Annotated in this window: 20 protein-coding genes and 1 pseudogene; 11 read left to right on the top strand and 10 right to left on the bottom strand. The window is 59.0% G+C overall.

The features are described 5' to 3' along the window. Position 1 precedes the first annotated feature (1 nt). The 3 genes from EV130_RS09530 to EV130_RS09520 all read right to left on the bottom strand — a co-directional run bounded on the left by EV130_RS09530 (position 2) and on the right by EV130_RS09520 (position 4,361). Positions 2-1,171, bottom strand: a complete 1,170-nt coding sequence (locus tag EV130_RS09530) for an ABC transporter ATP-binding protein (RefSeq protein ID WP_074060310.1) — start codon at positions 1,169-1,171, stop codon at positions 2-4. Next, complete coding sequence (locus EV130_RS09525; RefSeq protein WP_074060311.1) at positions 1,168-2,010, bottom strand: metallophosphoesterase family protein; 843 nt, start codon at positions 2,008-2,010, stop codon at positions 1,168-1,170. Before EV130_RS09525 ends, EV130_RS09530 begins: the two co-directional genes overlap by 4 nt. A gap of 614 nt (positions 2,011-2,624) precedes the next feature. Further along, complete coding sequence (locus EV130_RS09520; RefSeq protein WP_132660099.1) at positions 2,625-4,361, bottom strand: adenylate/guanylate cyclase domain-containing protein; 1,737 nt, start codon at positions 4,359-4,361, stop codon at positions 2,625-2,627. Positions 4,362-4,830: 469 nt separating this feature from the next. Between EV130_RS09520 and EV130_RS09515 the strand changes: the two genes are divergently transcribed. Further along, complete coding sequence (locus EV130_RS09515) at positions 4,831-6,267, top strand: adenylate/guanylate cyclase domain-containing protein (RefSeq protein WP_074060312.1); 1,437 nt, start codon at positions 4,831-4,833, stop codon at positions 6,265-6,267. Positions 6,268-6,396: 129 nt separating this feature from the next. Then, positions 6,397-6,530, top strand: a pseudogene (locus tag EV130_RS33985) (EamA/RhaT family transporter); the annotation flags it as partial. A gap of 249 nt (positions 6,531-6,779) precedes the next feature. Here EV130_RS33985 and EV130_RS32515 read toward each other — a convergent pair. Further along, positions 6,780-7,001 carry a hypothetical protein gene (locus EV130_RS32515; RefSeq protein ID WP_132551976.1) on the bottom strand — a complete coding sequence of 74 codons (222 nt, stop codon included), beginning with the start codon at positions 6,999-7,001 and terminating at the stop codon, positions 6,780-6,782. A 228-nt stretch (positions 7,002-7,229) separates the two neighbouring features. Between EV130_RS32515 and EV130_RS09505 the strand changes: the two genes are divergently transcribed. From EV130_RS09505 to EV130_RS09490, 4 genes are read left to right on the top strand one after another with little or no spacing between them, the layout of a single operon-like run. Continuing rightward, positions 7,230-7,895, top strand: coding sequence for a DUF3450 domain-containing protein (locus tag EV130_RS09505; RefSeq protein ID WP_132551977.1), 666 nt, complete (start codon positions 7,230-7,232; stop codon positions 7,893-7,895). 7 nt (positions 7,896-7,902) lie between these two features. Further along, a complete protein-coding gene (locus tag EV130_RS09500; RefSeq protein ID WP_132660095.1) occupies positions 7,903-10,560 on the top strand; it encodes an OmpA family protein in 2,658 nt (885 codons plus the stop codon). A gap of 15 nt (positions 10,561-10,575) precedes the next feature. Next, positions 10,576-11,067 carry a Rab family GTPase gene (locus EV130_RS09495; protein ID WP_237358528.1) on the top strand — a complete coding sequence of 164 codons (492 nt, stop codon included), beginning with the start codon at positions 10,576-10,578 and terminating at the stop codon, positions 11,065-11,067. Between the two features lie 3 nt (positions 11,068-11,070). Then, positions 11,071-12,141, top strand: coding sequence for an adenylate/guanylate cyclase domain-containing protein (locus tag EV130_RS09490; protein WP_074060317.1), 1,071 nt, complete (start codon positions 11,071-11,073; stop codon positions 12,139-12,141). A gap of 651 nt (positions 12,142-12,792) precedes the next feature. On the opposite strand, the gene EV130_RS09480 is transcribed toward EV130_RS09490, so the two are convergent. Together EV130_RS09480 and EV130_RS09475 are read right to left on the bottom strand one after the other, a co-directional pair. After that, positions 12,793-14,550, bottom strand: coding sequence for an adenylate/guanylate cyclase domain-containing protein (locus EV130_RS09480; protein ID WP_281031893.1), 1,758 nt, complete (start codon positions 14,548-14,550; stop codon positions 12,793-12,795). 1,036 nt (positions 14,551-15,586) lie between these two features. Then, entirely contained in the window at positions 15,587-17,359 is a 1,773-nt protein-coding gene (locus tag EV130_RS09475; RefSeq protein WP_074060318.1) for an adenylate/guanylate cyclase domain-containing protein, read from the bottom strand. 210 nt (positions 17,360-17,569) lie between these two features. On the opposite strand from EV130_RS09475, the gene EV130_RS33855 reads away from it, so the two are divergent. Beyond that, a complete protein-coding gene (locus EV130_RS33855; RefSeq protein WP_342635835.1) occupies positions 17,570-17,743 on the top strand; it encodes a type II toxin-antitoxin system VapB family antitoxin in 174 nt (57 codons plus the stop codon). A gap of 278 nt (positions 17,744-18,021) precedes the next feature. Here the strand turns inward: EV130_RS33855 and EV130_RS09465 are convergent, their stop codons facing one another. The 4 genes from EV130_RS09465 to EV130_RS09450 are packed head-to-tail and all read right to left on the bottom strand — an operon-like array spanning position 18,022 to position 21,192. Further along, on the bottom strand, positions 18,022-18,705 hold the full coding sequence (locus EV130_RS09465; protein WP_074060319.1) for a transporter substrate-binding domain-containing protein: 684 nt from the start codon (positions 18,703-18,705) through the stop codon (positions 18,022-18,024). Then, positions 18,692-19,483, bottom strand: a complete 792-nt coding sequence (hpaI, locus tag EV130_RS09460; RefSeq protein WP_074060320.1) for a 4-hydroxy-2-oxoheptanedioate aldolase — start codon at positions 19,481-19,483, stop codon at positions 18,692-18,694. Before hpaI ends, EV130_RS09465 begins: the two co-directional genes overlap by 14 nt. An 8-nt stretch (positions 19,484-19,491) precedes the next feature. Beyond that, on the bottom strand, positions 19,492-20,274 hold the full coding sequence (locus tag EV130_RS09455) for a fumarylacetoacetate hydrolase family protein (RefSeq protein WP_074060321.1): 783 nt from the start codon (positions 20,272-20,274) through the stop codon (positions 19,492-19,494). 24 nt (positions 20,275-20,298) lie between these two features. Further along, complete coding sequence (locus EV130_RS09450) at positions 20,299-21,192, bottom strand: intradiol ring-cleavage dioxygenase (protein WP_074060322.1); 894 nt, start codon at positions 21,190-21,192, stop codon at positions 20,299-20,301. A 252-nt stretch (positions 21,193-21,444) separates the two neighbouring features. Here EV130_RS09450 and EV130_RS09445 point away from each other — a divergent pair, with 252 nt between their 5' ends. From EV130_RS09445 to EV130_RS09430, 4 genes are read left to right on the top strand one after another with little or no spacing between them, the layout of a single operon-like run. Next, the gene (locus tag EV130_RS09445) at positions 21,445-22,182 is read left to right on the top strand and encodes a GntR family transcriptional regulator (protein ID WP_132552068.1); all 738 of its coding nucleotides are present in this window, start codon (positions 21,445-21,447) and stop codon (positions 22,180-22,182) included. Continuing rightward, positions 22,182-23,003, top strand: coding sequence for a sugar phosphate isomerase/epimerase family protein (locus tag EV130_RS09440; RefSeq protein WP_132551979.1), 822 nt, complete (start codon positions 22,182-22,184; stop codon positions 23,001-23,003). The genes EV130_RS09445 and EV130_RS09440 overlap by 1 nt, the downstream gene beginning before the upstream one ends. 46 nt (positions 23,004-23,049) lie before the next feature. Continuing rightward, positions 23,050-23,718 carry an amino acid ABC transporter permease gene (locus EV130_RS09435; protein WP_074060325.1) on the top strand — a complete coding sequence of 223 codons (669 nt, stop codon included), beginning with the start codon at positions 23,050-23,052 and terminating at the stop codon, positions 23,716-23,718. Positions 23,719-23,727: 9 nt separating this feature from the next. Beyond that, entirely contained in the window at positions 23,728-24,378 is a 651-nt protein-coding gene (locus tag EV130_RS09430; protein ID WP_074060326.1) for an amino acid ABC transporter permease, read from the top strand. Positions 24,379-24,395: the final 17 nt, after the last annotated feature.

Below are 24,395 nucleotides of genomic sequence, written 5' to 3'. Positions count from 1 at the left end.
GTTAGCCATGGGCCGCCTCCCGGACCGGGTTTTCGACAAGCGGCGCCGCGGCGAGGCGAGCGCCATCGGCGCCAAAGACGAAGATGTGTTGGGCGGCAGCTGAAAGACGCACGGCCGTACCGGCGGCAAGCCCTGCACCTTCGGCAGGGGTGACCTTGGCAATCATTGTTTCGCCGATCGTGTCAAGCCGGCAGTAGACGATGATTTCTGAACCGAGGAACTCCACCCGCGCGACGCGGGCAGGCAGGCCGGACTCGCCCGAGCGCAACACACGGACGAATTCCGGCCGGATGCCGAGCGTGACGGGCGTATCCGCGGGCAGAATTAGATCGAGAAGGACGCAGCGCTCGGTGCCGAGCGCGATGGCGCCTTTGGCTTCCACATGGGAGGCGATGAGGTTGATGCGCGGCTGGCCGACAAATTTGGCGACCTCGATATGCTGCGGATTGTCGTAGATCACCTGCGGCGGGGCAAGCTGGAGCAACGAACCGCCGATCATCACGGCGACGCGGTCGGCCATCGATAGCGCTTCCGCCTGGTCGTGGGTGACGTACACGGTCGGCACGCCGGCACGGCGGTGCATTTCGACGATCTCGCCGCGGGCATGGACGCGCAGGTTGGCGTCGAGGTTCGACAGCGGCTCGTCCATCAGGAAGACGGCCGGACGGCGCACCATGGCGCGCGCGAGTGCTACGCGCTGGCGCTGGCCGCCGGACATCTGGCCCGGCTTGCGGTCAAGAAGGTGGTCGATCTTCAGCGAGGTGGACATCTCGCGCACATCGCGATGAATGGCGGCGACCGCCTTGCGCTGGCCGGGCATCAGCGGTGCGAGGAAGGGGATGCGCTGCGCCCGCGTCAGGCGGCGCATGACGAGCGGAACGGCAATGTTCTGCGCTGCCGTCAGATGCGGATAAAGAGCGTAGGACTGGAACACCATCGCGATATTGCGATCGGCGGCTCGGACCTGGCTCACGTCGCGACCGTCGATGACAATCTCGCCACTATCCGCACTTTCGAGCCCTGCAAGGATGCGGAGAAGCGTGCTCTTACCGCAGCCCGATGGTCCGACCAGCGCGATGAACTCGCCCGGCTGGGCATCAAGGCTGACGCTTTTAAGGATCTGGTTTTTGCCGAACGACTTGTGGATGTTAGTGAGGGTGAGTGCACTCATTCCGCCTCCTCCTGCGCTGCTCGCGCCTTCGGAGCGGAAGCGGGATAGACCTCATGGATGACGTCATCGATGACATGTGCCGTCATGCCGGGCACGGCGACGATCTCGCTCCTCACCTCGTCGCCGAGATGATGCAAAACGGCGCCGATCAGGCGCTCGCCGGGCATCTCGCGCTCTAACGTATCGATGACGAAGGCGGCCGATGGCCCCCATACGACGGACGTGTTCTCGAAGCGCCCCTTCCAGGCCCAGTGGAGGTGGCCGCTCGCATAGAGCGCCACGTCGTGGGCTGCCATCAGGTCGTAGACACGCTGGCGCTGCTTGGGGCGCAGGCCCCAATAACCCGTATCGCCCTCATGCGGTTCGTCAACAAACAGCGGCTTATGAGCAAACAGCGCCAGCCGGCGTCCATCACGTTCCTCGAATGCGGTCCGCAGCCATTCGAACTGCGCCTCTTCTTCCTCATCCTCGCGTCCGAAAAGAAGCGCATTGAGCCCGACGAGACGCCAGCCGTTCGCATCTTCTACAAAGCGGTCGCCGCCGGCGAGTGAGCGCCACCGGGCAAGACGCTCGGTATTCACCGGCTGGCTCATATGGGAGAAGTGGCCGACGTCATGATTGCCAGGCACGATCAGCATCGGTGTGGAGACCTGGCGCATCAGGTCCATCGAGAAGGAGATGTCATCCGCCTTGTCGGCGCCATCGACAGTCAGGTCGCCGGTGTGGACAATAAGGTCCGCCTCCTGGTCCTCAATCCAGCTCAGAAGTGGCGCCCAGTTGCCGTTGAAATGGGTCTTCTCGGGGCTGAAATGCGTGTCGGTGATCTGGATGATTTTCATAAATGGGCTCTCCGAGGTCATCGTCCGCCTGCGCTAAATGGCGGCGACGGCGTCTTCCTTAGAGCCCTCCCATGTCAGGCCTGTTACAGCCCTTCCACCTTTTCATCAATTCGGTCACAAAAGTTTCACGGGCTGTTGCCTCTGTGGGCACGATTTTGGGGATCAGGTTGCCAATGATGTCAAAACGGGATCCGGCACGACAGGAAAATCAAGGAATTAAGGGCTTCTGGAGAGAATTGGCTGAACCTTATAATTTCAATGACTTAGAAAAATCGCCTTTGAAATTCCTTATATTTTCCCGCCGCGAGCGACCGTGGATGCCACCTTTGCGCCCTGGCTTTGGGCCCCAGTCAATATGGGTGTGGAGCGGAAATAATTTCCGCTTCTGGGTCGAAGTTCCCGTCCTGCGGTCGCCGCGCGGAGGCCCCTTTGCGCCCTCTAGTCAGCCGTTCCGGCGGCTATGCCGAATCCCCGAAAGCAGACGTTGGGCTCGGGCCGTCTCAACATCCGATCTGGGGTGGAGAGCGGCCACTTGCCAAGGTAGATTGGGACGACTCGAGCATGGAGCGGAAGTACAAGCGAACGGCTTCGGGCTTGGGGAGATTTGCCAAACGTCATTCCGGAAGCCCCGCTAGGCGATAGCCAGCCACGATATGCTGGCGCACGTCTTCCGCCGGGAAAGGCTGCGATGCCGACCAGTGCCGGATGGTGAAGTGCGGGTTGCTTATCATGAACATTTTCGCCTCCCAGCGCGCCTCCTCCAAGCGGCCAAGCTGCGCCAGACTCGCTGCCAGCAGGCGTCGTGAAGTCGTGCGATAAGTTTCGGGCCTGCGCAGCGTTTGGACCGCTGATTTGTAGTCGCCGATGGAATATTGAGCCTGGCCCAACATCCAGTAATACCAACCGGGCGGGTGAGGATTGAGCCGGAGCGCCTTCCGCACCTGCTCAATGGCTTCCGCAGGCCGCCCGTTTTCCGTCGTAAGTTCTGCCTGCATCGCCCATGCGTCGGCGTGGTTGGGGTCCAGCTTGTGGGCGGCGTTGAATTCGGCATCCGAATCCGCCCAACGGCTCTCGTGGCCCAATATCACGCCCAATACCCAGCGATTCCCTGCATCGTTCGGGTCGAGTTCGACCGCGCGCTGTGCTTCGGCAAGGGCTTTTGCGCGGTTGGGATCCATCGGTTCGTCCCAGAACTCCCAGCCCAGCCAGAGGTTCAGTGCCAGCCAACGGTGCGCCTCCGCGTATTCCGGATCGAGCGCGATTGCCCGGTTCAGCAGGAAAATGGCTTCTTTCGCGGTGAGCGCCGTTTGCAGGCCAAGGGCCCGCGCGCGCACACAGAGGTCATAGGCTTCCAGGTTGCTTGGTCTGTTGCGCGCCGGCGCTGCGATCAGGCGGCCCACCAAAGCTTCGACGATTTTGCCGGTCACCTCGTCCTGAACGGCGAAGATATCTTCAAGGCTCCGGTCGAATCGTTCGGCCCAAAGATGGTCACCCGCGATCGCGTCGATCAGTTGGGCATTTATACGCACCCGTCCCGCTGCCCGTCGTGCACTCCCTTCAAGAAGATGGCGCACTCCTAGCTCGCGCGCGATGCGACGCACATCCATGTGCCTGCCCTTGTAGGCAAATGCCGAGTTGCTGGCGATGACGAACAACTCACTGGTTCTCGACAGATCCGTGATCAGGTCTTCGGTGAGGCCATCGACAAATGCCTCCTGCTCCGGATCGTTGCTCATGTTCGTAAATGGGAGGACGGCGATGGAGGGCTTGGTGGGGAGCGGCAGCGGCGCTTTGTCCGCCGGCACGCCATCTTCCGATGCGGGCGACAACCGAAGCCGGTAGACGGACACCGGTTCGGCGACGTTCTTGATCGATTGCGGACCAAGTTCGTCGAAGCCGCAATCAAGCTTCCGCTTGACCTGGTCGTAGATGCCGCCGGAGACACAGATTTCTCCCGCCCCGGCCATCGCCTGAAGTCGCACGGCGACAACGACGCCATCGCCGAACAGATCGCCGGCCTCGACAACGACGTCGCCCAAATTAATGCCGATATGAAGGTTGATTTGCCGGTCGGCAGGCATACCCTCGTTGGCGGCCACCATCCGCTTCTGGAGTTCGACGGCGCATAACACAGCGTTCACAGCACTTCCGAACTCCACGAGAACGCCATCACCCATCACTTTTACGACACGGCCTTGGCGGTCGCGGACCAGTGGTTCGAGGATCTCCTTTCGCCGCCCCCTTAACGCGGCCAATGTTCCTTGCTCGTCCTGGTCCAGAAGTCGACTGTAGCCCACCACGTCGGCAGCCAATATGGCGGCAAGACGGCGCTGGGCTCGTTCTTCGGACATTTCACATTGCCTTCGTAGAACGCAGAGATCGGATTGTATGACGACTATTTCAAAAGTCTATCGGGGACTTCGAGGTTCGACCGCCAGCAGGCTACATGGGGTGATCCCGCCAGTCGATTGTCCCTTTGGGCTCATGACTTGCGCTTGGGCTTGCTTCGAAGAAGGTCCGCATTGGGTCGCAACGGGTCAGACTGCTTTGCGCCATCATTTCAGCCATTCGAGCAACCTCGGCGATTTTCTGAAAGCTGCCGGTCCGCTCGACCCATCCCGAAGTCGACAAGTGGGTGGGTCGGCGGACAGGCTCGTCGGCGCCAACTCCTGCACGTCCCGGATCCTGGGGGCTTCCCACTACAATGAAGCCTTTCGCTATGGTAGACCTAGAATGCTGCGAACATGTAGAACCGCTGATGGTGGACGATCAACTGAACTCGTTCGGTTGACAATAGCGCAGTCCGGGGAGGAGGTCGCCATGGCATCGATCGACGAGAAGAACCTCGAAGAGAAGCTGACGGCGCTAGAGTCGGCCCGGACCTGGAGTGCGCGGCTCGTATCCAAGCTCGAGAGCAACATCCGTTCGGCAAGCGACGCCGAGCTCTTCCGCATCAATCCGATCAAATTCGCCGCCGACAAGAGCCTCAACGAGGAGGAGACGATTGTTCTCTTCCTGCACGCCACCGCCCTAGGTCTCTTCGATATGACCTGGATTCTGATCTGTCCGGTCTGCTCCTGTGTCATCGATAGCTTCCGGGCTCTCAAGAATCTCCGCAGTCACTGCCGCTGCACCCACTGCCATTTGGATTTCGTGGCGGCTCTCGACGACATGATCGCGATAACCTTCACCGTGAACCCGGCCATTCGCCGCATCTCCTATCACGATCCGCAGACGCTGACGGTGGAGGATTATCTTTTCCGCTACAGCTCGACGAGTGAGGGCTTGATCCCGGACGGAACCCCTTTCGTCCACCTGAGGGAGATGCTGAGCCGCGGATTAGCCTATATCGAGCCGGGCGAGACGACCGCTTTTGAGATAATCGCAGAGGCTGGCATATTACATGGCAGCAGCTCCGACAGCGACGCAGGTATCACATTCATTGTCGATCCCGCGCTTCCGACTGGCGAACAGCGCATTGCAATCCGTCTTGACCTCGAGTCCAGCACGCCGGACGCGGGCACCATCGCGGCCGGCAAGGTGATTTTCGAGATGTCCAATGTCGCGGACAAACGCATCGAGTTCGGGATCCTTCAACTGCCGCCCGGCGTCGACAGGCCGCCGCCGCTCCACTTCGCGCCGTTCCTCTCAGGGAAGCGGCTGCTCACGACCCAGACGTTCCGCGACCTCTTTCGCTCCGAGGTGATCCGCAGCCACGAAGGGCTCGGCGTCACGGACATCGCTCTCCTTTTCACCGACCTGAAGGGCTCGACTGCACTTTATGACCGGATCGGAGACCTGAATGCCTTTGCACTTGTGCAGCAGCATTTTGAGCGGCTGCAGGACGTGACGGTCCGCCACAACGGCGCGATCATCAAGACGATCGGCGATGCGGTGATGGCAGCGTTCCTGAGGCCTGCCGATGCCGTGCGCGCGGCGCTCGACATGCGCAGCGAAATCGCCTCGTTCAACAAGCGGCAGCCAGACAAGGCTCTGATCCTCAAGATCGGCGTTCACAGAGGCGCGGCAATTGCGGTCACGCTGAACGAGCGCCTCGACTATTTCGGCCAGACCGTGAACATTGCTGCGCGCGTCCAAGGCCTTGCCGACGCCGACGAGATTTTTGTCAGCCAGGACGTTTACGACGCGACCGGGGTTCGCGACGGACTGGCGGCTTTTGCGGTCGACCCGAGAACTGCACATCTTCGAGGCGTGCGGCAGGAACTGCCGGTGTTTCGGGTGGGAGGGGCCGTTTAAGGCGAGTTGAGCGATTGGCCCACGGGACCATGCGTCAGAAAAGCAGTGTGTGTGTGTGTGTGTGTGTGTCGAACCCCCGATCACCGAAAACTCCCGAGGGTTGGTTCGACCCGCTCTGTTGACAACGCGACTTCGTTCGGGGAGGTCAAAGTGGCCAAGGTCAGCGCTGCGATCTATCTCAGCCCACCTGTGACGATGTCGTGGGGTTGGATGCTGTTTTCCGACCGCTGACAACAGCGATGTTCGCGGGGCGGCCCTGCACATACGCCGTCATGGCAGCCGTTGGACACAGACTTATTCGATCCCGTAAGCAGGCGTTCGGACATTGTAGCCGCACGAGTTGCGCCCGCACCTTTCGGCTCCGCCATACTCGTCGACATGACTTTCGTCGCCTAGCCGCTGCCGGGCCAGTTCGGCGAGTTCAATCGCCTCGACTTCAAGGTAAGTATGGCCCAAATGGCAACGCAACAGCCCGTCTACCAACTTGGAATCCTGAGGCCGCTCCAGGGGCGCTACGACCCCTTCTTGACGTCTGGAAGGTTCGTCACGCCATCCGCGAGTGCGCGCGCAAACGCCCGCAGTGTTGCCGTGTAATTGGTGAAGCGCTTCTTATCGAGCTTGATGGGACCGCCCTCCTTGAGCGCGATATTGCGCCCTGCCGCCGTCGTTACTCGAGTGATCGCCTTGCGGATGAACATCGTGATGCCGTGAGCGCAGAGATTGCGGACCGTCACTGCTCGACGACCGTGCCGCTTGCCGCGATTGATCCCCGACCAGTCGCGGCCGCCCGCTAGATGGCATCGCCCCAAACTTCCATTGCTACGTCAGTGACGTAGCGCTCGGCTGCATCACGAATCGGCTTGAGTCAAGAAGATTCCGGCTTGTGGGCCGGCTATTTTGCTGACATTATTACCTGTTGACGGGGTTGCACCGTGGCAGGTGTTCAAATGGGGGGCATAAGGATGGCAAAGGAACCTTCGAGTACCGCTTCTTCTACGAATAAGGCGGACGAAAATCTGATAGGTAATGCAGAGGGAAACGGGCTGAACTTCATGGCGGCCCAGGCCCGCGAGGGCGGGATCTCCGGTGACGCTGTAGGTGTCGACAAGATACGCGATCTGCTGTTCGGCAACCAGATGCAGGACTATGACCGCCGTTTTTCCAAGCTTGAAGACCGGTTCTTGCAGCGCTTTAAGGATGTCGAATCCGAGGCCAAGCGCAATCTTGAAGCGTACGAGTCAAATGCAAAGAAGCAGGTCGAATCGCTCGCGGCGCAATTGCGGAGCGAAAAAGATGCACGAGCCGAGGCCGACAAGGAGATTGACCGGAATCTTCGCGAGCAAAATCAGGCACTTGAAAAGCAGGTGCGCGCGTTGTCGGATCAATTGAGCGAGCTTGAGCGCGACGTTGCGGACCGGATAAATCGAAGCGATCATTTGCTGCGTGAGGAAATCAAGCAAAAGAATGAAAGCATTCAGATGCTAATGGAGAAAATGTTTTCCGATCTCAGCAACGTCAAGACCGACAGAAATCTTTTGGCTGGCCTGTTTGTCGAGGTTGCAAAATGCATAAATCAGGATTCTGGCGGTAGCAAGAGCAACTCGGAACGTAGCTGGAAAGTGAGTTGATGGGAACTTGACGTCGACCGTCGACCCAATCAGACTTCCTCAAAAAGCCGCCTCGAACGATACCGAGATCGATCGCGCGGCTCTGGCTATTCTTTTGGTCGAAATTGCTCGGAACATTGATCCGGACCATCATGCGCGTTTCGACGGAGTTCCAACCGCCGATCGTCGCATGGAAACGCTGCGCCAGTTGCTGGTCGGCCGCGAAATTTCAGAGCTTTCACGCGTTACGCATCTGCTGGGCGAACCGGAGCAGCTTGCGGAAGCAGTGGGCGGCGTTCTTCCCAGTGCAGCCGCACGGGCGCCTCATGCGCAGCTCGGCGAGGCCCTTGCGCCAGCCGTCGAGAGGGCTGTGCAACGGTCGATCCAGAAGAGCCCGCGCACGCTGACGGATATATTATACCCGGTGTTTCTGCCGGCAATTCGCAAGTCGATCGGGGAAAAGATCGACCAGACCTTTCAGTCGCTGAATGAGACTTTAAGACATATATTTACCTGGCATGGGCTCAAGTGGAGATTTGAATCTTGGAGAACTGGTGCCAGCTTCTCGGAAGTTGTTCTGAAGCATTCTCTTGTCTATCGTGTAGAACATGTCTTTCTCATTAACCGAAATTCGGGGCTTTTGATCGCGCATGTAACTGCCGATAATGCAACGAGCGAGGATCCTCAACTCATTTCTTCGATGCTCAGTGCAATTCAAGACTTTGTTAAAGACTCATTTAACGAGAAAGAACAGAGCGGCCTGGACACTATCCGCTTTGGGGAGCTTCGTCTCTGGTCAGAAGTTGGACCGTTTGCGACCTTGGTTGCGGTGATCCGGGGAAATCCGCCAGAGGAATTACATGAAATAGTTCGCGATGTGTTGCTTCGCATCCATGATGAATACTCACAGGCTTTAGAGCAGTTCGACGGCGACGGTTCTCAGTTAGCCGGCATAGAGACGCAGTTGCAGACCTGCGTTGAACTGAAGCAGGAGGACTCAAACCAGGGATTTCCGTGGCTGGTGGTGGCTGCAGTCCTGCTGGTTTTGATTCCGGCAGGCGGTTGGTTCTTTCTTTCCTGGCAATCCGGGCAGCGCTGGCAAGCCTATGTTTCGCGACTGGGGACCCAACCGGGCATCATCGTCGCCCAACAAACGGTGCGCGATGGACATTTCTACATTTCCGGCCTGAGAGACCCGCTTGGCGCCGACCCGCAGTCGCTGTTGTCTGGAACGCAGGTCGATCCCGCCCGCGTTCATTCACGCTGGCAATTCTATCAGAGCCTTGAGCCGGAGTTCGTGCTGAAGCGGCTGACGGCGTCGCTGGCTCCGCCGGATACAGTACGACTTTCGATCGTCAAGGATCGCATCGTTGCCGAGGGTGAGGCTGCCGACACCTGGATAGATCGGGCGCGCGCAGCGGCCCGACAGCTTTCGGCAGGCGGACCGGAATTCGACATCTCCAAGGTTCGTGATGTGAGCCCCGAAGCACGCGCGGCGGAGCACTGGCAGGCCTATGTGTCGCGACTTGAGGCCCAACCGGGCATCATCGTTGCGGAACAAAAGGTGCGCGATGGCCAATTCTACATTTCCGGCCTGAGAGACCCGCTTGGCGCCGACCCGCAGTCGCTGTTGTCTGGAACGCATGTCGATCCCGCCCGCGTTCATTCGCAATGGCAATTCTATCAGAGCCTTGAGCCGGAGTTCGTGCTGAAGCGGCTGACGGCGTCGCTGGCTCCGCCGGATACAGTACGACTTTCGATCGTCAAGGATCGCATCGTTGCCGAGGGTGAGGCTGCCGACACCTGGATAGATCGGGCGCGCGCAGCGGCCCGACAGCTTTCGGCAGGCGGACCGGAATTCGACATCTCCAAGGTTCGTGATGTGAGCCCCGAAGCACGCGCGGCGGAGCACTGGCAGGCCTATGTGTCGCGACTTGAGGCCCAACCGGGCATCATCGTTGCGGAACAAAAGGTGCGCGATGGCCAATTCTACATTTCCGGCCTGAGAGACCCGCTTGGCGCCGACCCGCAGTCGCTGTTGTCTGGAACGCATGTCGATCCCGCCCGCGTTCATTCGCAATGGCAATTCTATCAGAGCCTTGAGCCGGAGTTCGTGTTGAAGCGGCTGACGGCGTCGCTGGCTCCGCCCAAATCTGTTCTGCTTTCGATCGTCCAGGGTCGCATCGTTGCCGAGGGTGAGGCTCCTGCCAACTGGATCAACCGGGCGCGGGCCGCCGCAGAACAACTTTCGGCGGACGGAGTGGTTCTGGATGTCTCGCAGCTGCGTGAGCTGAACCTTGCAGAACTTAATTATTTGAGAGAGGCCATCCAGGCGACCGATATTTTCTTCTATTCCGCCAAAGCTGTGCCGGGACCAGAGCAGATGCCGGTCCTCGACAGGTTGGCGGATCAAATAAAGGAATTCGCCAAAAATGCCCGCAAGTCAGGCGTAACAGCGCGGTTCATGTTGACCGGCCATGCAGACGCCACGGGCCGTGAGACGGCCAACGTGTCGATCAGCGCCGCCCGCGCCGAGGCAGTTCGTGCGCTTCTCAACAAGCGCGGCGTCGCTCCGGAACTGCTGCTGGTTCGGGGCGCTGGCACCTTTGAGCCAGTGGTGCCTGAAAATAGTCGAACTGGGAGCTCCACCAATCGCCGGGTTTCGATTACGGTAAGCCTGGAGTAGTGCGGAGCTAGGATATTGCAAAAAAAGATCTGCATGTTGGGTGGGTTCGCTGTCGGAAAGACGAGTCTGGTTCGCAGGTTTGTGCAAAGCATCTTTTCAGATACCTACTTGACCACGGTGGGAGTGAAAATCGACAAGAAGAGTGTCGCACTCCCGGACAAAACCGTGGATCTAATTTTGTGGGATTTGGCCGGCGAAGACGATATCGGCTCATTCCGCGTCAGCAATGTGCGGGGTGCGTCCGGGCTCGTGCTTGTCGTCGATGGAACCCGCGCCGCTACTCTTGCCGTGGCGCTCACTCTGCGCGAGCGGGCCGAGGCCGAATTCGGCGCTATGCCGTTTGTATTGCTGTTCAACAAATCCGACCTGGCCGATCGGTGGGCAATATCGGATAGTGAGATTAACGAACTCAGGCAACTTGGATGGCAAATCTATCGAACAAGCGCGCTTTCGGGTGAACATGTTGATGATGCGTTTCGTCAGCTTGCTTCGATGGTTACCAAATAGACCATGCATAGATTGCCAAAAGAAGTCGGAAGCTGGATTTACGATTTCTTCTACAATGAGCACTCTGTCGCATATCTGAAAATTGACGCCCAGCTTTGCATAGCTGCGAAGGGCGGTAACGTTAAACACTACGGGCTCTCATCGCTTCGCATTGGCAAGCCTGTTGCCGATCAGCTTGAATTTATGGAAGGTTTGCTGCCTTGCCCGGAGCTTCCATATCATATGGCCATGGTCGAACTGCCCAGCGGGCGTGTTGCGGACCTTCATCTTTTTGCCGGCAATGCCTGCGTGTGGCTGCTGTTTCTTGACGCCACTGCCGAACGCGACAACAAGCAGCGGCTTCAACAGAAGGCCTATGAAATGACGCTCCTGCAAGAGAGGGAGCGGCAACTCAACGAGAAATTACAATCGACGAACGAGGCGTTGAGGAAGAGCCAGGAGGGATTGTCGCGTGAATACCAGCGCGCCGAATCCCTACTCCTCAACATTCTTCCGGCGTCGATCGCGGAGCGGTTAAAAGCGCACAAAAAAATTGCAGACAACCACGCAGAGGTGAGTGTGCTTTTTGCCGACATCGTCGGTTTTACGGAAAGAACGCGGAGCGTCGGAGCCGTGACGACGCTCGCTATCTTAAATTACTTCTTCAAGGCGGCGGATCGGCTCTCGGAACGATACGGCTGCGAAAAGATCAAGACAATCGGCGATTGTGTGATGGTGGTCGCTGGCCTGCCCACCGCGCGATCCGATCATGCAGAAGCCCTCGCGCACTATGCACTTGAACTGCGGAAGGCGGTTAAGCGCGTACGCTTCGCAGGAGAACCGCTGAGACTCAGAATTGGAATTCACTCGGGACCAATCGTCGCTGGCGTCATAGGCAAAAGGCGCTTCGCCTATGACCTGTGGGGCGAGACCGTTAATCTCGCCTCACGCATTCAAACGTCCGCGGAGCCCGATGAGATCCGTATTTCGGATGCAACTCACCACCTGCTTGGACCAAAATTTGCTTGCGACCTACTCGAGGAAACGGAATTGCGTGGTACAGGTCGTGTGCGAATGTGGCGGCTCTCGGCTTGATTTGCCGCTTGGCCGCCGCCGACGTCCCGAGTGAACTAGGTTGCGCGACGGGGATCGAACGATGCGATTTCGTCGTTGCCGATTTAGATGCCCGGCTGATATGCAATTCGTCCGCACATCCCGGATCAATTGCGAAACTGTCGGACGGTTTCGCGTCAGGTAGTATTTGCTAAGGGTAACGCGGATGATCAGGCCGGTCGCGTTTACGGTCGACTAGAGAGGTGATCGTCCCAGCTGATCGAAACAGTTTGATAAGGCGGTAAACCCGTTGATCGGCTGACGTCGAGCTCAGTTGTAAGTTGTTTCACGTCTGCGGCGGTCATCGGACCAGTTCGATGCTTCAGGAATTCCCGAATGCCGTCTGCGCGTTTGCACGCTTCATCTCAAAGCGCTTCATCGACTTCATCAGGAAATGCGTCAATTTGCCAAGGCACCATCGATTATCTCGATCGCCTGAATCTCCCAAAAGCCAAGTCAAAATCTCACATTAACTGCTAAATCCCAAATTAAGTGGCACGGCAATCAATTGAAATCATTGGCCAACGAGTCTTACATTTAAAAACAAAGCGACACTCCTCACAGCCCTACCCGCCGGCATGACCGCGACATCGTCGAATTACGGTCAGGTTTCTCGCATAGCGAAATGAGTCGTCACGGTGGCAGGCCTGCGTTTCGCAAACCATCGGCCCATCGTGCGGCGTCTTCCGGTCGCCGGATCGGGAAGAAATCGTTGAGGCTGGAGAGGCGGAAATCGGGATCAAGCTGACGCAATCGTGTCATCGCCTCCGTAGCCTCTGGAGCTTGTCCAGCCAGTGCGTGGCTTGCTGCAGCGACGCAGGTTGCGATGAAGTGGACCGGCTGCTCACGAATGGCCGCGTGCGCCCATGATGACGCATCCGCGTATTGGCCAGCAAAGAAGTAGGCGGCGGCCATTGCGGCTTGCGCATTACAAATCTGGGGGTCTTGTGGGTTCAGCCGCATGGCCCGCGTGAGATGATCGATTGCCCCCTCCGGTTCGCCAAGCCAAATCCTGGCCCACCCGCTGAACAGCCATGCTGAGGCCAAATTGGGATTGAGCCCAAGAGCACGTTGCAATAAGTCTGCGCCATAATCGTGTGCGCCAAGAACATACGCGAAGGCGATTCCAGCGGTGCAGAGCGCCACCGCATCATCCTTGCCCAGGGCCGCTGCATGCCGGGCCAGCCGCTCGGTTTCGGCAGCCTCCTGCACGTGATCGACCATCCAACCACTTGCCTTCCGCTGAGAATAGCAGCGCGCCGCCATGCCGTAAGCCGCAGCAAATTCCGGATCGAGTTCGATGGCGCGGTAAAAGAGCCGCAGAGCCTCATTGTTGGTTTCTCGGCTCCAGCAATGCAAGGCTGCCAAGCCCCGCAGGAAGTAATCGTAAGCGTCGAGGTTCTCGGTAGGCTTGTGCTTGGCCCGCTTGATCTCAGCCTGCTCGAGCTTCGGTCCGATGGCGCCGACCACGCTCGAGGTTACTCGGTCCTGCAGTTCGAAAATGTCTTCCAGTTCCCCTTCAAAGCGATCCGCCCAAATATGTACGCCCGTCGTGGCCTCAACAAGCTCGGCAGATATGCGCACTCGATTGGCCGCCCTGCGCACGCTGCCTTCCAGCACGTAGCGCACGCCTAATTCGCGCCCGACCTGCTTCACGTCGACAGCGCGCCCCTTGTACGTGAAGCTGGAATTGCGGGCGATAACGAAGAGCCAGCGAATGCGCGACAGCCCGATGATAACCTCTTCGACGATGCCGTCGCCAAAATAGTCCTGTGCTGGATCGCTGCTCATGTTCCCAAACGGCAGTACTGCGATCGATGGCCGGTCCGGTAACGCGGGTTCAGGCGCCCGCAACGGGATGATCTGCTCGAGGTGCGCTCGGAAGGTCCTCAGCGGGCGCGCGATATTCTTAAGGTGGTGCAAGCCCATATCGGCAAAACTAATATCGACCTTGCCATCGATCTGTCGGTATACGTCTTCGGAGATGCAGATTCCGCCGGCCTCGGAAATCTCCTCAAGCCGGGTCGCCACGTTGACACCGTCTCCCAGAATGTCATCGCCCTCGATCAGGACGTCGCCGAGATTGATTCCGATGCGGAACAGCATCCGTTGATCGGCGGGTGCCACCGCATTTCGCTCCGCCATTAACTTCTGGATGGCCGCTGCGCACGCGACGGCCGCGACGACCGAGGGGAACTCCAGTAGCACGCCGTCGCCTATGGTCTTTACAATCCGACCGCCGTGGTCTGTGATAATCGGCGAGATGGCTTCGCGGTGGCCCCGCAGCGCACGCGCCGTTCCGGCTTCATCGACTCCCATCAGCCGACTGAAGCCCACGACGTCGGCAGCCAGAATAGCTGCCAGTCTGCGTTCCACCTGGGGCTGGCCCACGGACTCGTACCTTTCTTCCAGTTTTAAGGCACGCACTATAGCACGAGCCCCCCATGGGGCGCTCGGCTCAATTTCGAAAGTCCTTGGAAGAAGGCCGGTGCGTCGCCATCCAGCCCCTCTCTTGCTTTTCGACTAAGGTGTGAAGGCAGCTAATCCTGCTTGGTCACGTTCATTTCGCGCATCGCGCGCATGGCAAACAGGTCGCAATGACCGCGTTGGCGGAGCTGCCTGCCTCTGATCTGAATGGCATTGCGGCAAAGCCATCCTTTAGCGCACACTCGACGGCCTCGCGAAATCTGTCCCGCACAGCCATCCCCCAGTCATCGTCTTGTCAGGGCGGTCGAATCTCGCTGAATCGCGCGATCGAAGCCTACAGTCATATTTCGTCCCCACCTGCTGTAAAGGGCAATGTATTCCAATATTTCACCTCTTTCTATTTGTCAGCGCCGATCAAATACACCACGACCCCCGCTTCGATCGCGGTCTTGCTAGGCCTTCGGCGACAGCGATACGGCCGGCGGACCTGCCGTCTACCAGAACAAGCCCAGGCTACGGTCGTATTGGTCAACGTGGCGGCCATCCCGCCGCCTGACCGACACTGCGCCCGAATTCGCTAGGGGCGCCAGTTCGTAAAGAATCGCAGAGGAACTTCCGCTCCGGTCCGTCAGCGAAGTGTCCGCTTGTTGCTGCTTCGTCCCGAACCCCGAAGGCAGGTACCGGCCTGTCGCACTCGCTCGCTGCTCGAACGGCAGCTTCCGGCAAACGGCATAGGTCCTTGAATGTCGAGATGTGGGCGGTTGCGGATCGGCCAGTTCGGGGTGGGAAACGGAATGGCAGGTTTCGGGCGGCTACGCCGCGAAAGCTGCCTTTCACCGGGCCAACGAGCTTCGGCCGGGAAGCGCCCGCATGTCGGCCGTAGAGGGCGGCTTCGCAGCTTCCTGAAAGCAGACCTTGCTGTCGATCACGCCCGCACTGGCTATTGCTCATCCTCTGTGCAAACGGCGGCAACAGGTTCAAGATCGGACATATTCACCCGTCATTGTACGACCCCGGCATTGCGTAGTCCCTCCAAGACGAGCTCGAAATCGGCGGGGTTCTTGAAGGGCAGGACTTTGCGACGGTATTCCAATGAATAGTCGGGATTGACGCGCAGCACCTCTTGCCACGTCGCGCGAGCCTCTTCGAAACGGCCGAGGTGGCCGTAGCAGGCGGCCAGAAGCGCGCGCGAGACATCGGTGAAGCGGTTGCGGCTCACGCGCTGCAGCAACAGTTCGACGGCCTCTTCGTACCTTCGCAGTTGAAACAAGGCCAAAGCCTGAAAGTGGAGAACGACATCCGGAAAGTACGGGTTCAGGACCCTCGCCCGATCGAAATAGGCGAGTGCCTCCTCGGATCTGCCTGAATAGATTAGTGCCTCGCCGAGGCTAACCTGCCCTTCGGCGAAGTTCGGATTGAGGACTATCGCACGCTCGGCCTCGCTGATGGCTCTATCGTGCTGTCGCGAGTAAAGCTTGACCACACTCAGTGCCCAGTGTGCAACGGGATCGCTATCATCCCGCGCTACCGCCAGCGTCGCAGCCTCTTCGGCTTGCTCGATAGAGCGCTGCGGCGACGCGCTCCACCGGTTCAGGTAGTCGAGCCCGTGGGTAAGGGCGAGGAAGGCGTGCGCTGAGGCGAAGTTCGGGTCCAGTTCGACGGCACGTTGCAAAAGGTCGCGAGCGTCGCTGTTCGTTTGCTTCGTCAGCCGGTGCCACAGCTCCCGGCCGCGCAAGAAGCAGTCATACGCCTCGGGGTGCCGGGTCTGCCCCGGCGCCAGTCTTTTCCGATCGCCCTCTGTCAGGTTGACCGCCAGTGCGTCGACAATCTGCTGTGTGACATCGTCCTGAACCGCGAATATGTCGGTGAGCTCGCGATCAAACCGCTCCGCCCATAGATGCCCGCCGGTGGTCGCGTCGATGAGCTGCGCGGTGATGCGTACCCTGTTGCCCGATTTGCGTACGCTGCCCTCAAGTACATGCCGCACGCCGAGCTTCGTGCCCACCTCCTGCACATGGACGTTCTTGCCCTTGAAAGTGAACGACGAATTGCGGGCGATGACGAAGAGCTGCGACAGCTTCGATAGCGCCGTAATGATGTCTTCCGAGATGCCGTCGGCAAAGTAGTCCTGTTCAGCGTCACCGCTCATGTTGGCGAACGGCAGGACGGCGATCGACAGCTTCGGTGACACCGCCGTCGCCGGTTGGCTCGTCGGCGTTTCCGAGCTCCCGGCTGCTTTGGTCCCGGCGCTGCCGACTTGCAGTGAATAGACCCGGATCGGCTCGGCGATGTTCTTGAGTTGCGTGTTGCCGAGATCGCTGACCGAGAGGTCGAGCCTCGCCTTGACTTGGCGATAGGCATCCTCGGACAGGCAGATCGCGCCCGCCGCGGCGACGCCCTCCAATCGCGAGGCGATGTTGACGCCGTCGCCCATCAGATCGCCGTCGCTTTCCTCGACGACGTCGCCCAAATGGATACCGATCCGGAATTCGATGCGACGGTCCTGCGGCACGCCGTCATTGCGCTCCACCATACCGTTCTGCACCTCAATGGCGCAGCGCACGGCGTCCACCACGCTGCGGAACTCGACCAGCGCACCATCGCCGGTTCGCTTCACCACCCGGCCATGGTGCACGGCGATCGTCGGATCGATGAGGTCGCTGCGCAGTGCCCGCAACCTCGCCAGGATGCGGTCCTCGTCGGCGCCGGCAAGCCGGCTGTACCCAACCACGTCCGCGGCCAGGATTGCAGCCAGCTTTCGGGTCTCGCTCATGGCGCCGTCTCCTCACTTCCACGATAGCAGGGAGACAGAAGGCAAGAAAGAACTTTGAGCCGCTGCTCAGAGCGATCTTAGTTGAGATCGAGTTGGCCGCGGCTCATGTGGACGCAGCCGAGGTGTAGCTCCACGCAATGACTGCTCTGTCAGGCTCCCAGCCGTTCGACGCGGTCGTTCCGAAAGCCCACTCAGGATCAGGTCACGACGATGTCCGCGCCCACCCGCATGTCCGCTCTTCGAAGATCCGCAGCCCATCGCCTCGCCCAGGCGATCGCCCATTCGACTGGGCAGAGTATGACCCGTGTCGTGACCGACGCTCTACGTGAGCGGTGTGCGCAGATTGAAAAACAGAGAGGCAGGGCCTCTGTCGAAGAGAGGTGATACTGCTCGATCTGTCCGGAATGCTCTACGCCATGTTCCATGAGCACCGATTTGAGCATCCGCACAAGCGCCATGGCGTCTCGCCCCGTTTCCACTGTCCAGTCTTCGCCCATGTCATGATTATGAATAAGAGTTGCTCGACATCGTACCCAGAAGCTCAACGAACATGAACTTCCGAGTCGGAACGCTTGAGAGAGAAGAGGATTCCAATTGGCTATTCGGGGGTTAACGTGTCGCGTCCCCTCGACCTGGCTCCCTCGCATGTCCCGCCAACTGCTTCAATTGCCCGACTTACCCGCACTGCAATGCTGTTGGATGAAGTCCGACAGAAAGGTTGAAGCGTGAACGCACCTCCGATGCACAGCGATCGCTTGAGGCACTTTCGAGAATGTCCCCTCAACAACGCGGAAACCTGGATTCTCTTCGCAGAAACGTGACAGGGACTCGGTCAAGCCCGCAGCCGCATCGCACTGCGAGGATACAAGCATGTCCAGGGCGGAGGCGGGATTTTCGGTATGGAGTAGGATTGCATTTCTAACCTGTCGCTCAAGCTGCTTTGTATACGCAGCGGTTCTGGCGGCGGCAATGCGTACCCCTTTGACGTCGACATGCTCGACGTTGCCTAGCGGGCTACTGTCTGGCACCAGAAAGCTGGCGGTCACCGTGGTATAGGGTGGCGAGAAGGAGAACCTGTCGGCACGTGAGGGATCGGACGCAATGAATGCAACGTCCCACTCTTTGTCTTCGGCAGCCGCAAGAATGTCAGCGGCCGATCCGTATCGAACCAGCGACAAACTGCAGTCGAGTTCTGCCGCAAGTGCGATCGCGATCTGCGCGCTCGGCCCTGTTAGAACGCCTGTCACTGGATCGAGTTGGACAAGTGCGGCATTCGACATGTTGACCGCCGCTCTGATGACTCCCGTCGGTGCGATTTCAGTGAGGAGTTCATCACGTTCCGGCATCGCGGTACGCTCCGTGCGACGCAAATCGCGCCGCGAGTGCTTCCGATCCCCTTGCCAGAACAGCGACATCGACACCAACGGCAGTAAATAGTGTTCCGAGCGAGATGCACCGTGCCGCGAAAGTCTCATCCGGGGTAAGAATGCCCGCAGGCTTGCCCAACGCTTTCAGGCGTTCAATCGCGTCGACAATTGCATCGACCACCTCCGGGTGGCTCGGTTGGCCCCTGTGTCCGAAACTCGCTGCCAGGTCTGCCGGTCCTATGAATACCCCATCCACTCCCTCTACCGAGGAAATCGACTCGAGGTTGCCAAGCGCTTCCCGCGTCTCAACTTGCAGCAACAGGCAAACTTCCCGTTCCGCATTTTGTGCATAGTTCGCAACTCGGCCGAAACGAGTGGCGCGCGTCAGGGCAGAAACACCACGAATTCCATCCGGAGGATATCGCACCGCCGCGACTGCGGCTTTCGCCTCGTCCGCGTTCTGAACGTAGGGAATGAGCAGTGTCTGAACGCCGATATCCAGGAAACGCTTGATGAGAACGGGGTCATTGATGGCCGGGCGGACGACTGGGGAAACGTCGTATGGTGCGACCGCTTGCAATTGCGGCAGGACGGTCAGAACGTCACCCGGAGAATGTTCCGTGTCGAACAGGAGCCAATCGAAACCTGAAGGTGCGACGATTTCCGCGGCGTAGCTCCCCGGCAAGCCACACCACAGGCCGATCTGACTTTGACCAGCAAGAAGCTTCCGCTTGAAACGATTGATAGGATGTTCCATCCAGCACCTCACACGAACGACACGCCGAGGGCGCCAACAGGGCCGTAGTCGGCCTGAATGACATCACCTTTCGCGATATCGACAGGACGCGTGAAGGATCCGGCCAGGACTATTTGTCCCTTCTTCAGGCCACCGCCCACAGCATGAAGTTTGTTGACCAGCCACGCGATGCCGGCGGCCGGATGTCCCATGATCGCCGCCGACACGCCCGACTCCTCGATGATGCCGTTCTTGGAAAGAGTCGCTCCGACCCAGCGGATGTCAATGTCCATCGGGCGAAATATACGGCCGCCAACGACGATGGCGCCGAAAGCCGCGTTGTCCGCAATGGTGTCGGTGATAGCTCGGGGGACTTCGGTCCGGTAGTCGATAATCTCGAGCGCCGGGACAACGAACTCGGTCGCACGCAGGACGTCATAGATCCTGGTGCCGGGCCCGACGAGATCCTCCCCCATAACAAAGGCCAGCTCGACCTCCAGGCGCGGCTTGATAAACAAGTCAGCCCTGATCTGCGCTCCGTCGTTGTAAAGCGCATCGTCAAGAATGCAGCCGTAGTCCGGCTCCGTCATCTTTGAAGCCATCTGCATTGCACGTGACGTCAGGCCAATCTTATGCCCGACGATCCGTGCGCCCTTGGCGACCCTCGCCTCCGCCCACAAAGCCTGAATTCGGTAGGCGTCCTCGAGTTCGAGGTTCGGGTAGGTCTCGCTAGGCTGTATGATCGGCTTGCGCTCGATTTCAGCTTTGAGCAGCGCGTCTGCCGCGGCCCGGCGTTCTTCTTCGGTGATCATATCGTTTGCTCTGCTGATCGTGATTTATTTGATCGGGGGACGCGGCAAAACGGCTTCGCCGGGCTCCATGACATAGGTGTAGTCGAGCGAGAACCACGGACCAGGAATATCCGCTTCGGTCGGATGGGGCTCCTCATGACGAATGAAGTTGCCGGTCAGCGCTGCCGTGACACCGAACTGAACATCGGAGTCGATGTTCGGGTCGCTGGGATCGAAGACCTGGGAAATCAGCGTCTTGTATCCGTGCTTGAAGATCAGTGCGTGCAGGTGCGCTGGTCGGTACGGATGGCGTCCCTGAGCTTTCAGCAGGCGTCCGACGACGCCATCGACCGGTATCGGATAGCCGACCATCTTGACGGTCCTGAACCAGAACCGACCTTGCTTGTCGGTCATGAATTTGCCGCGCAAGTTCATCTCGGCCTGGTCCGGGTCCTGGTTTTCATAAAGACCGACGGGAGATGCATGCCACACATCCACTTCGGCGCCGGCAATTGGCCTACCGTCGCGGTCAACGACCTTGGCATGCACGAACAAGGGAGTGCCCGGCGTCTCGGATCGGATGATCGACTCGCCATTTTCGACTCGCGGAGAGTTGAGGCGCCAGAATGGGCCCAACAACGACTGGGAGGTCTCAGTCTGTCCCTTGTCGCCATTGTTCAGCAGGCAGACAAGTGAAGATACGCCAAGAGAACCGGCCATCAGCACAAACTCGTTGTGGTGATCAGCATGCAGCTTCCCGATCTCATTCAGTATGGCTGTCGCCTCCCGAAACTCGACCTCCGTCAGTCGAACCTCGCGCACGAAGGCATGAAGATGCTTGACCATGGCCACGAGGATTTCTCGCAGGCGAGGGTCTTCAGTGCGATTCATCACAGCGAGGACGGCTGGCGTCAGATCGCTTTCAGTTTTGATCACCATGTGGATCACCTCCCGGTTTCCCGACTATCAAAATAATCGATTATTTGTCAAGGCCACGGTGCATCATCGCGGCGTCAGTTAGCCAAATGAAACAGGCTCTCTGCGTACAATCAATTGATTTTGTTAAATTTAATTAGTCGAAAAAGGGCTATGCTCCACTTATTCGCAGATTTCAGTGCTCTCAAGTTGACACGAATAATCGGTTATTGTATCGATCATCGACAATTAGCACGGGGAGCCTTAGGACGAACAATGATAGCGGATGACGACGGCGCATTTGCTCCGACGACAGAAGATGCTCCATCGTCTTCTGGCTTTCTTGACGACGGCAAAAACACGATCGGGAGCCAGCTTGCATCCCGCCTTCGTGAGGCGATCATCTCCGGCGAGCTTCAGGCCGGCAGCAAGATCAATCTCGACAAGGCGCGCAAGACGTTCAACGTAAGCCTCAGTCCGCTGCGTGAAGGGTTGGCGCGGCTGATATCGGACGGCCTGGTGGAGTTCGAGGACAATCGCGGCTATCGCGTTTCACCAATTTCCTTGGCCAATCTGGAAGAGATCACCACCCTGCGCGAAGAGTTTGAAGTCTTTGCGCTTCGCGAGTCCATGCGGCTCGGCGATGTGGAGTGGGAGGGTAACGTCATGCGCGCGCTGCATCGCCTTAACCGCACCGAGCGCGACGCGGCTCGGCCAGAGACACTGGAGCGCTGGGAAGAGCTCCACCGCGAATTTCATCTGACACTTATATCTGGCTGCGGGAAGCCGATCCTGCTCCATTTCTGCAGATTGCTTCTTAATCTCAACGACCGTTATCGCCGGGTGTTTCTGACCCGCACGTCGGGTGACCGCAACGTCAGCCAGGAGCACAGTGAGATTGCTCAGGGAGCCGTCGCGCGGGATATGGACTACTCGTGCGATATGTTGTGTCAGCATATCCACCGCACGGGAACCAATCTGCGCGATCACCTCGCGACAAAGGGGATCTCGTGATGACCATCGCGACGCCAGGACCGAGCCTTGAACTGGGCGTGGCGCATTTTTCATCCATCGCGCTGCCGCCCAAGGAATTCGCCGTGATGGCTGCTCGGGCGGGTTTTGCGTCGATAGGTCTGCGTCTGCACCCTGCCTTTCCCGGAGCCCCTTTCTACGAGTTGCCGGTGGGCAGCCAGAGGGTCCAGGAGTTCAAGACAGTTGCCGATAGCGAAGGCATCAAGGTGTTCGATATCGAGTTCTTCGTGATCGACGACAACTTTGTTGCGGCCTCCCATGAGGCGACCGTGGCAGCCGCTGCGAACATAGGGGCGCGCCGGCTGAGTGTTTGCGGTGATGATCGAGACGGCGGCCGTCTTGCCACAAACCTCTCTGAGTTTTGCGCCCTCGCGGCGCGATATGGCATGTCAGTCGACATCGAAAACATGGGCTGGCGGACGGTAAGAACCTTTGGCGACAGTGTTGCGGTCGTGAATTCCTGTGGAGCAGAGAACGCTGGTGCCCTCGTTGACGGGATTCACTTCTTCCGAAACGGCGCCTCGATCGACGAGTTCCGCGCAAATTTAGGGAAGGTAAAACACGTCCAGCTTTGCGACGTCCGCGGGCCTGCTCCCAAAACATCGGACGCAATGATCGCCGAGGCGAGAAGTGGCAGGCTCGCTCCCGGCGAAGGCGAACTGCCGTTGATGGAGCTTTGGACCGCAGCCAAGCATAGCGCCGCTATCTCGGTTGAAGTGCCGATCGCCGGGCCGGTGGACCCGCAGGCACATCTGAAACATCTGCATGACAGCGCACTGGGGATTTTGAAACCGGATCATTGATCCGGCGCCGACGCGGCGCGAGCCGATCGGGAGGAGGAAGTCATACATGACTTATACGTTTGATTTCGGTGCGGTCCTCGACCGCGCCCCGGAATTGCTATGGGCTTCGTTTGGGACGCTCGGCCTTTCGCTGGCCGGGATGCTTCTCGCACTCGTCATCGGAATCTTGGGTGTCGTTGCCAGGACTTCAAAGAGCGACATCACGCGCACTCTCGTTATCGTGTTCGTCGAGGTCGTGCGTAATACGCCATTCCTGGTGCAGATCTTCTTCATCTATTTTGCCCTTCCTCTCATGGGCATCCGCCTCAATCCGACCGTCACGGCCATAATTGCTCTCGGCATCAACGGTGGCGCGTACGCGATCGAAATCATCCGAGGTGGGGTCGAGAGCGTGTCGCGTGGCCAGATCGAGGCTGGCTTCGCCCTCGGACTGCACAAGGCGGACGTCTTCCGGCTCGTCGTGCTCAAGCCGGCGCTGCGGGCGATTTATCCCTCGCTCACAAGCCAGTTCATCATGCTGACACTGACAACGTCTGTCTGCACGTCAATCGCCGCCTACGAGCTGACCTCGGCAGCTCAGCGAATCGAGTCAGACACCTTCCGCAGCTTCGAAGTCTATTTCACGGTGACCGCTATCTACCTGGTTATTTCGACGCTGATGATGGGCCTCTTTGCCCTCGTTTCCCGCCGCTACTTCAACTACCCGACACGATAGGAGGCAGCCATGGGTCCCATCGGCGAAAATGAATTCTTCTTTTTGATGCAGGGTTTGAAGTGGACCGTGCTGCTCGCGATCGTGGGCTTCATCGGTGGGGGGATATTCGGACTCCTGATCGCGCTGCTGCGCACCTCGCAGAAAAAGCCCGCCCGGACGATCACCGCAGGATATATCGGCATCTTCCAGGGCACGCCCCTTCTGATGCAGCTCTTCGTTGTCTATTACGGCGTGGCGCTGTTGGGCATCGAGGTCAACGCGTGGATCGCGGTCGCAATCGCCTTCACGCTCCATGCCAGTGCTTTCCTGGGAGAGATCTGGCGCGGCTCCATCGAGGCTGTGCCGAAGGGCCAGACGGAAGCCGCCAACGCCCTCGGTCTGCATTATGTCTCGCGGATGAAAGACGTCATCCTCCCGCAGGCCCTGAAAATCTCGATGCCGGCCACGATCGGCTTCCTCGTCCAGCTCATCAAGGGCACGTCGCTCGCAGCAATCGTCGGCTTCATTGAACTCACTCGCGCCGGCCAGATCATTTCAAACCAGACCTATCGACCGCTGCTCGTATTCGGGATCGTGGGAGCAATCTACTTCATCATTTGCTGGCCGCTCTCCCATGCCGGAAGTGGCCTCGAAAAACGGATGGCGAAAGCTGCCCGCTAACCGCTTCGCTCGAAGCA

This window comes from Rhizobium azibense, assembly GCF_004342325.1.
GTDB lineage: Bacteria > Pseudomonadota > Alphaproteobacteria > Rhizobiales > Rhizobiaceae > Rhizobium > Rhizobium etli_B.
The sequence above is the reverse complement of the archived record's forward strand: the minus strand, read 5'-3'. Positions and strand labels throughout refer to the sequence as shown.

Coding starts and splice junctions, on each gene's coding strand:
- EV130_RS09530 (WP_074060310.1), bottom strand. CDS start 1,171: ATGAGTGCACTCACCCTCACTAACATCCACAAGTCGTTCGGCAAAAAC.
- EV130_RS09525 (WP_074060311.1), bottom strand. CDS start 2,010: ATGAAAATCATCCAGATCACCGACACGCATTTCAGCCCCGAGAAGACC.
- EV130_RS09520 (WP_132660099.1), bottom strand. CDS start 4,361: ATGTCCGAAGAACGAGCCCAGCGCCGTCTTGCCGCCATATTGGCTGCC.
- EV130_RS09515 (WP_074060312.1), top strand. CDS start 4,831: ATGGCATCGATCGACGAGAAGAACCTCGAAGAGAAGCTGACGGCGCTA.
- EV130_RS09505 (WP_132551977.1), top strand. CDS start 7,230: ATGGCAAAGGAACCTTCGAGTACCGCTTCTTCTACGAATAAGGCGGAC.
- EV130_RS09490 (WP_074060317.1), top strand. CDS start 11,071: ATGCATAGATTGCCAAAAGAAGTCGGAAGCTGGATTTACGATTTCTTC.
- EV130_RS09475 (WP_074060318.1), bottom strand. CDS start 17,359: ATGAGCGAGACCCGAAAGCTGGCTGCAATCCTGGCCGCGGACGTGGTT.
- EV130_RS33855 (WP_342635835.1), top strand. CDS start 17,570: ATGTCCGCGCCCACCCGCATGTCCGCTCTTCGAAGATCCGCAGCCCAT.
- EV130_RS09465 (WP_074060319.1), bottom strand. CDS start 18,705: ATGCCGGAACGTGATGAACTCCTCACTGAAATCGCACCGACGGGAGTC.
- hpaI (WP_074060320.1), bottom strand. CDS start 19,483: ATGGAACATCCTATCAATCGTTTCAAGCGGAAGCTTCTTGCTGGTCAA.
- EV130_RS09455 (WP_074060321.1), bottom strand. CDS start 20,274: ATGATCACCGAAGAAGAACGCCGGGCCGCGGCAGACGCGCTGCTCAAA.
- EV130_RS09450 (WP_074060322.1), bottom strand. CDS start 21,192: ATGGTGATCAAAACTGAAAGCGATCTGACGCCAGCCGTCCTCGCTGTG.
- EV130_RS09445 (WP_132552068.1), top strand. CDS start 21,445: ATGATAGCGGATGACGACGGCGCATTTGCTCCGACGACAGAAGATGCT.
- EV130_RS09440 (WP_132551979.1), top strand. CDS start 22,182: ATGACCATCGCGACGCCAGGACCGAGCCTTGAACTGGGCGTGGCGCAT.
- EV130_RS09435 (WP_074060325.1), top strand. CDS start 23,050: ATGACTTATACGTTTGATTTCGGTGCGGTCCTCGACCGCGCCCCGGAA.
- EV130_RS09430 (WP_074060326.1), top strand. CDS start 23,728: ATGGGTCCCATCGGCGAAAATGAATTCTTCTTTTTGATGCAGGGTTTG.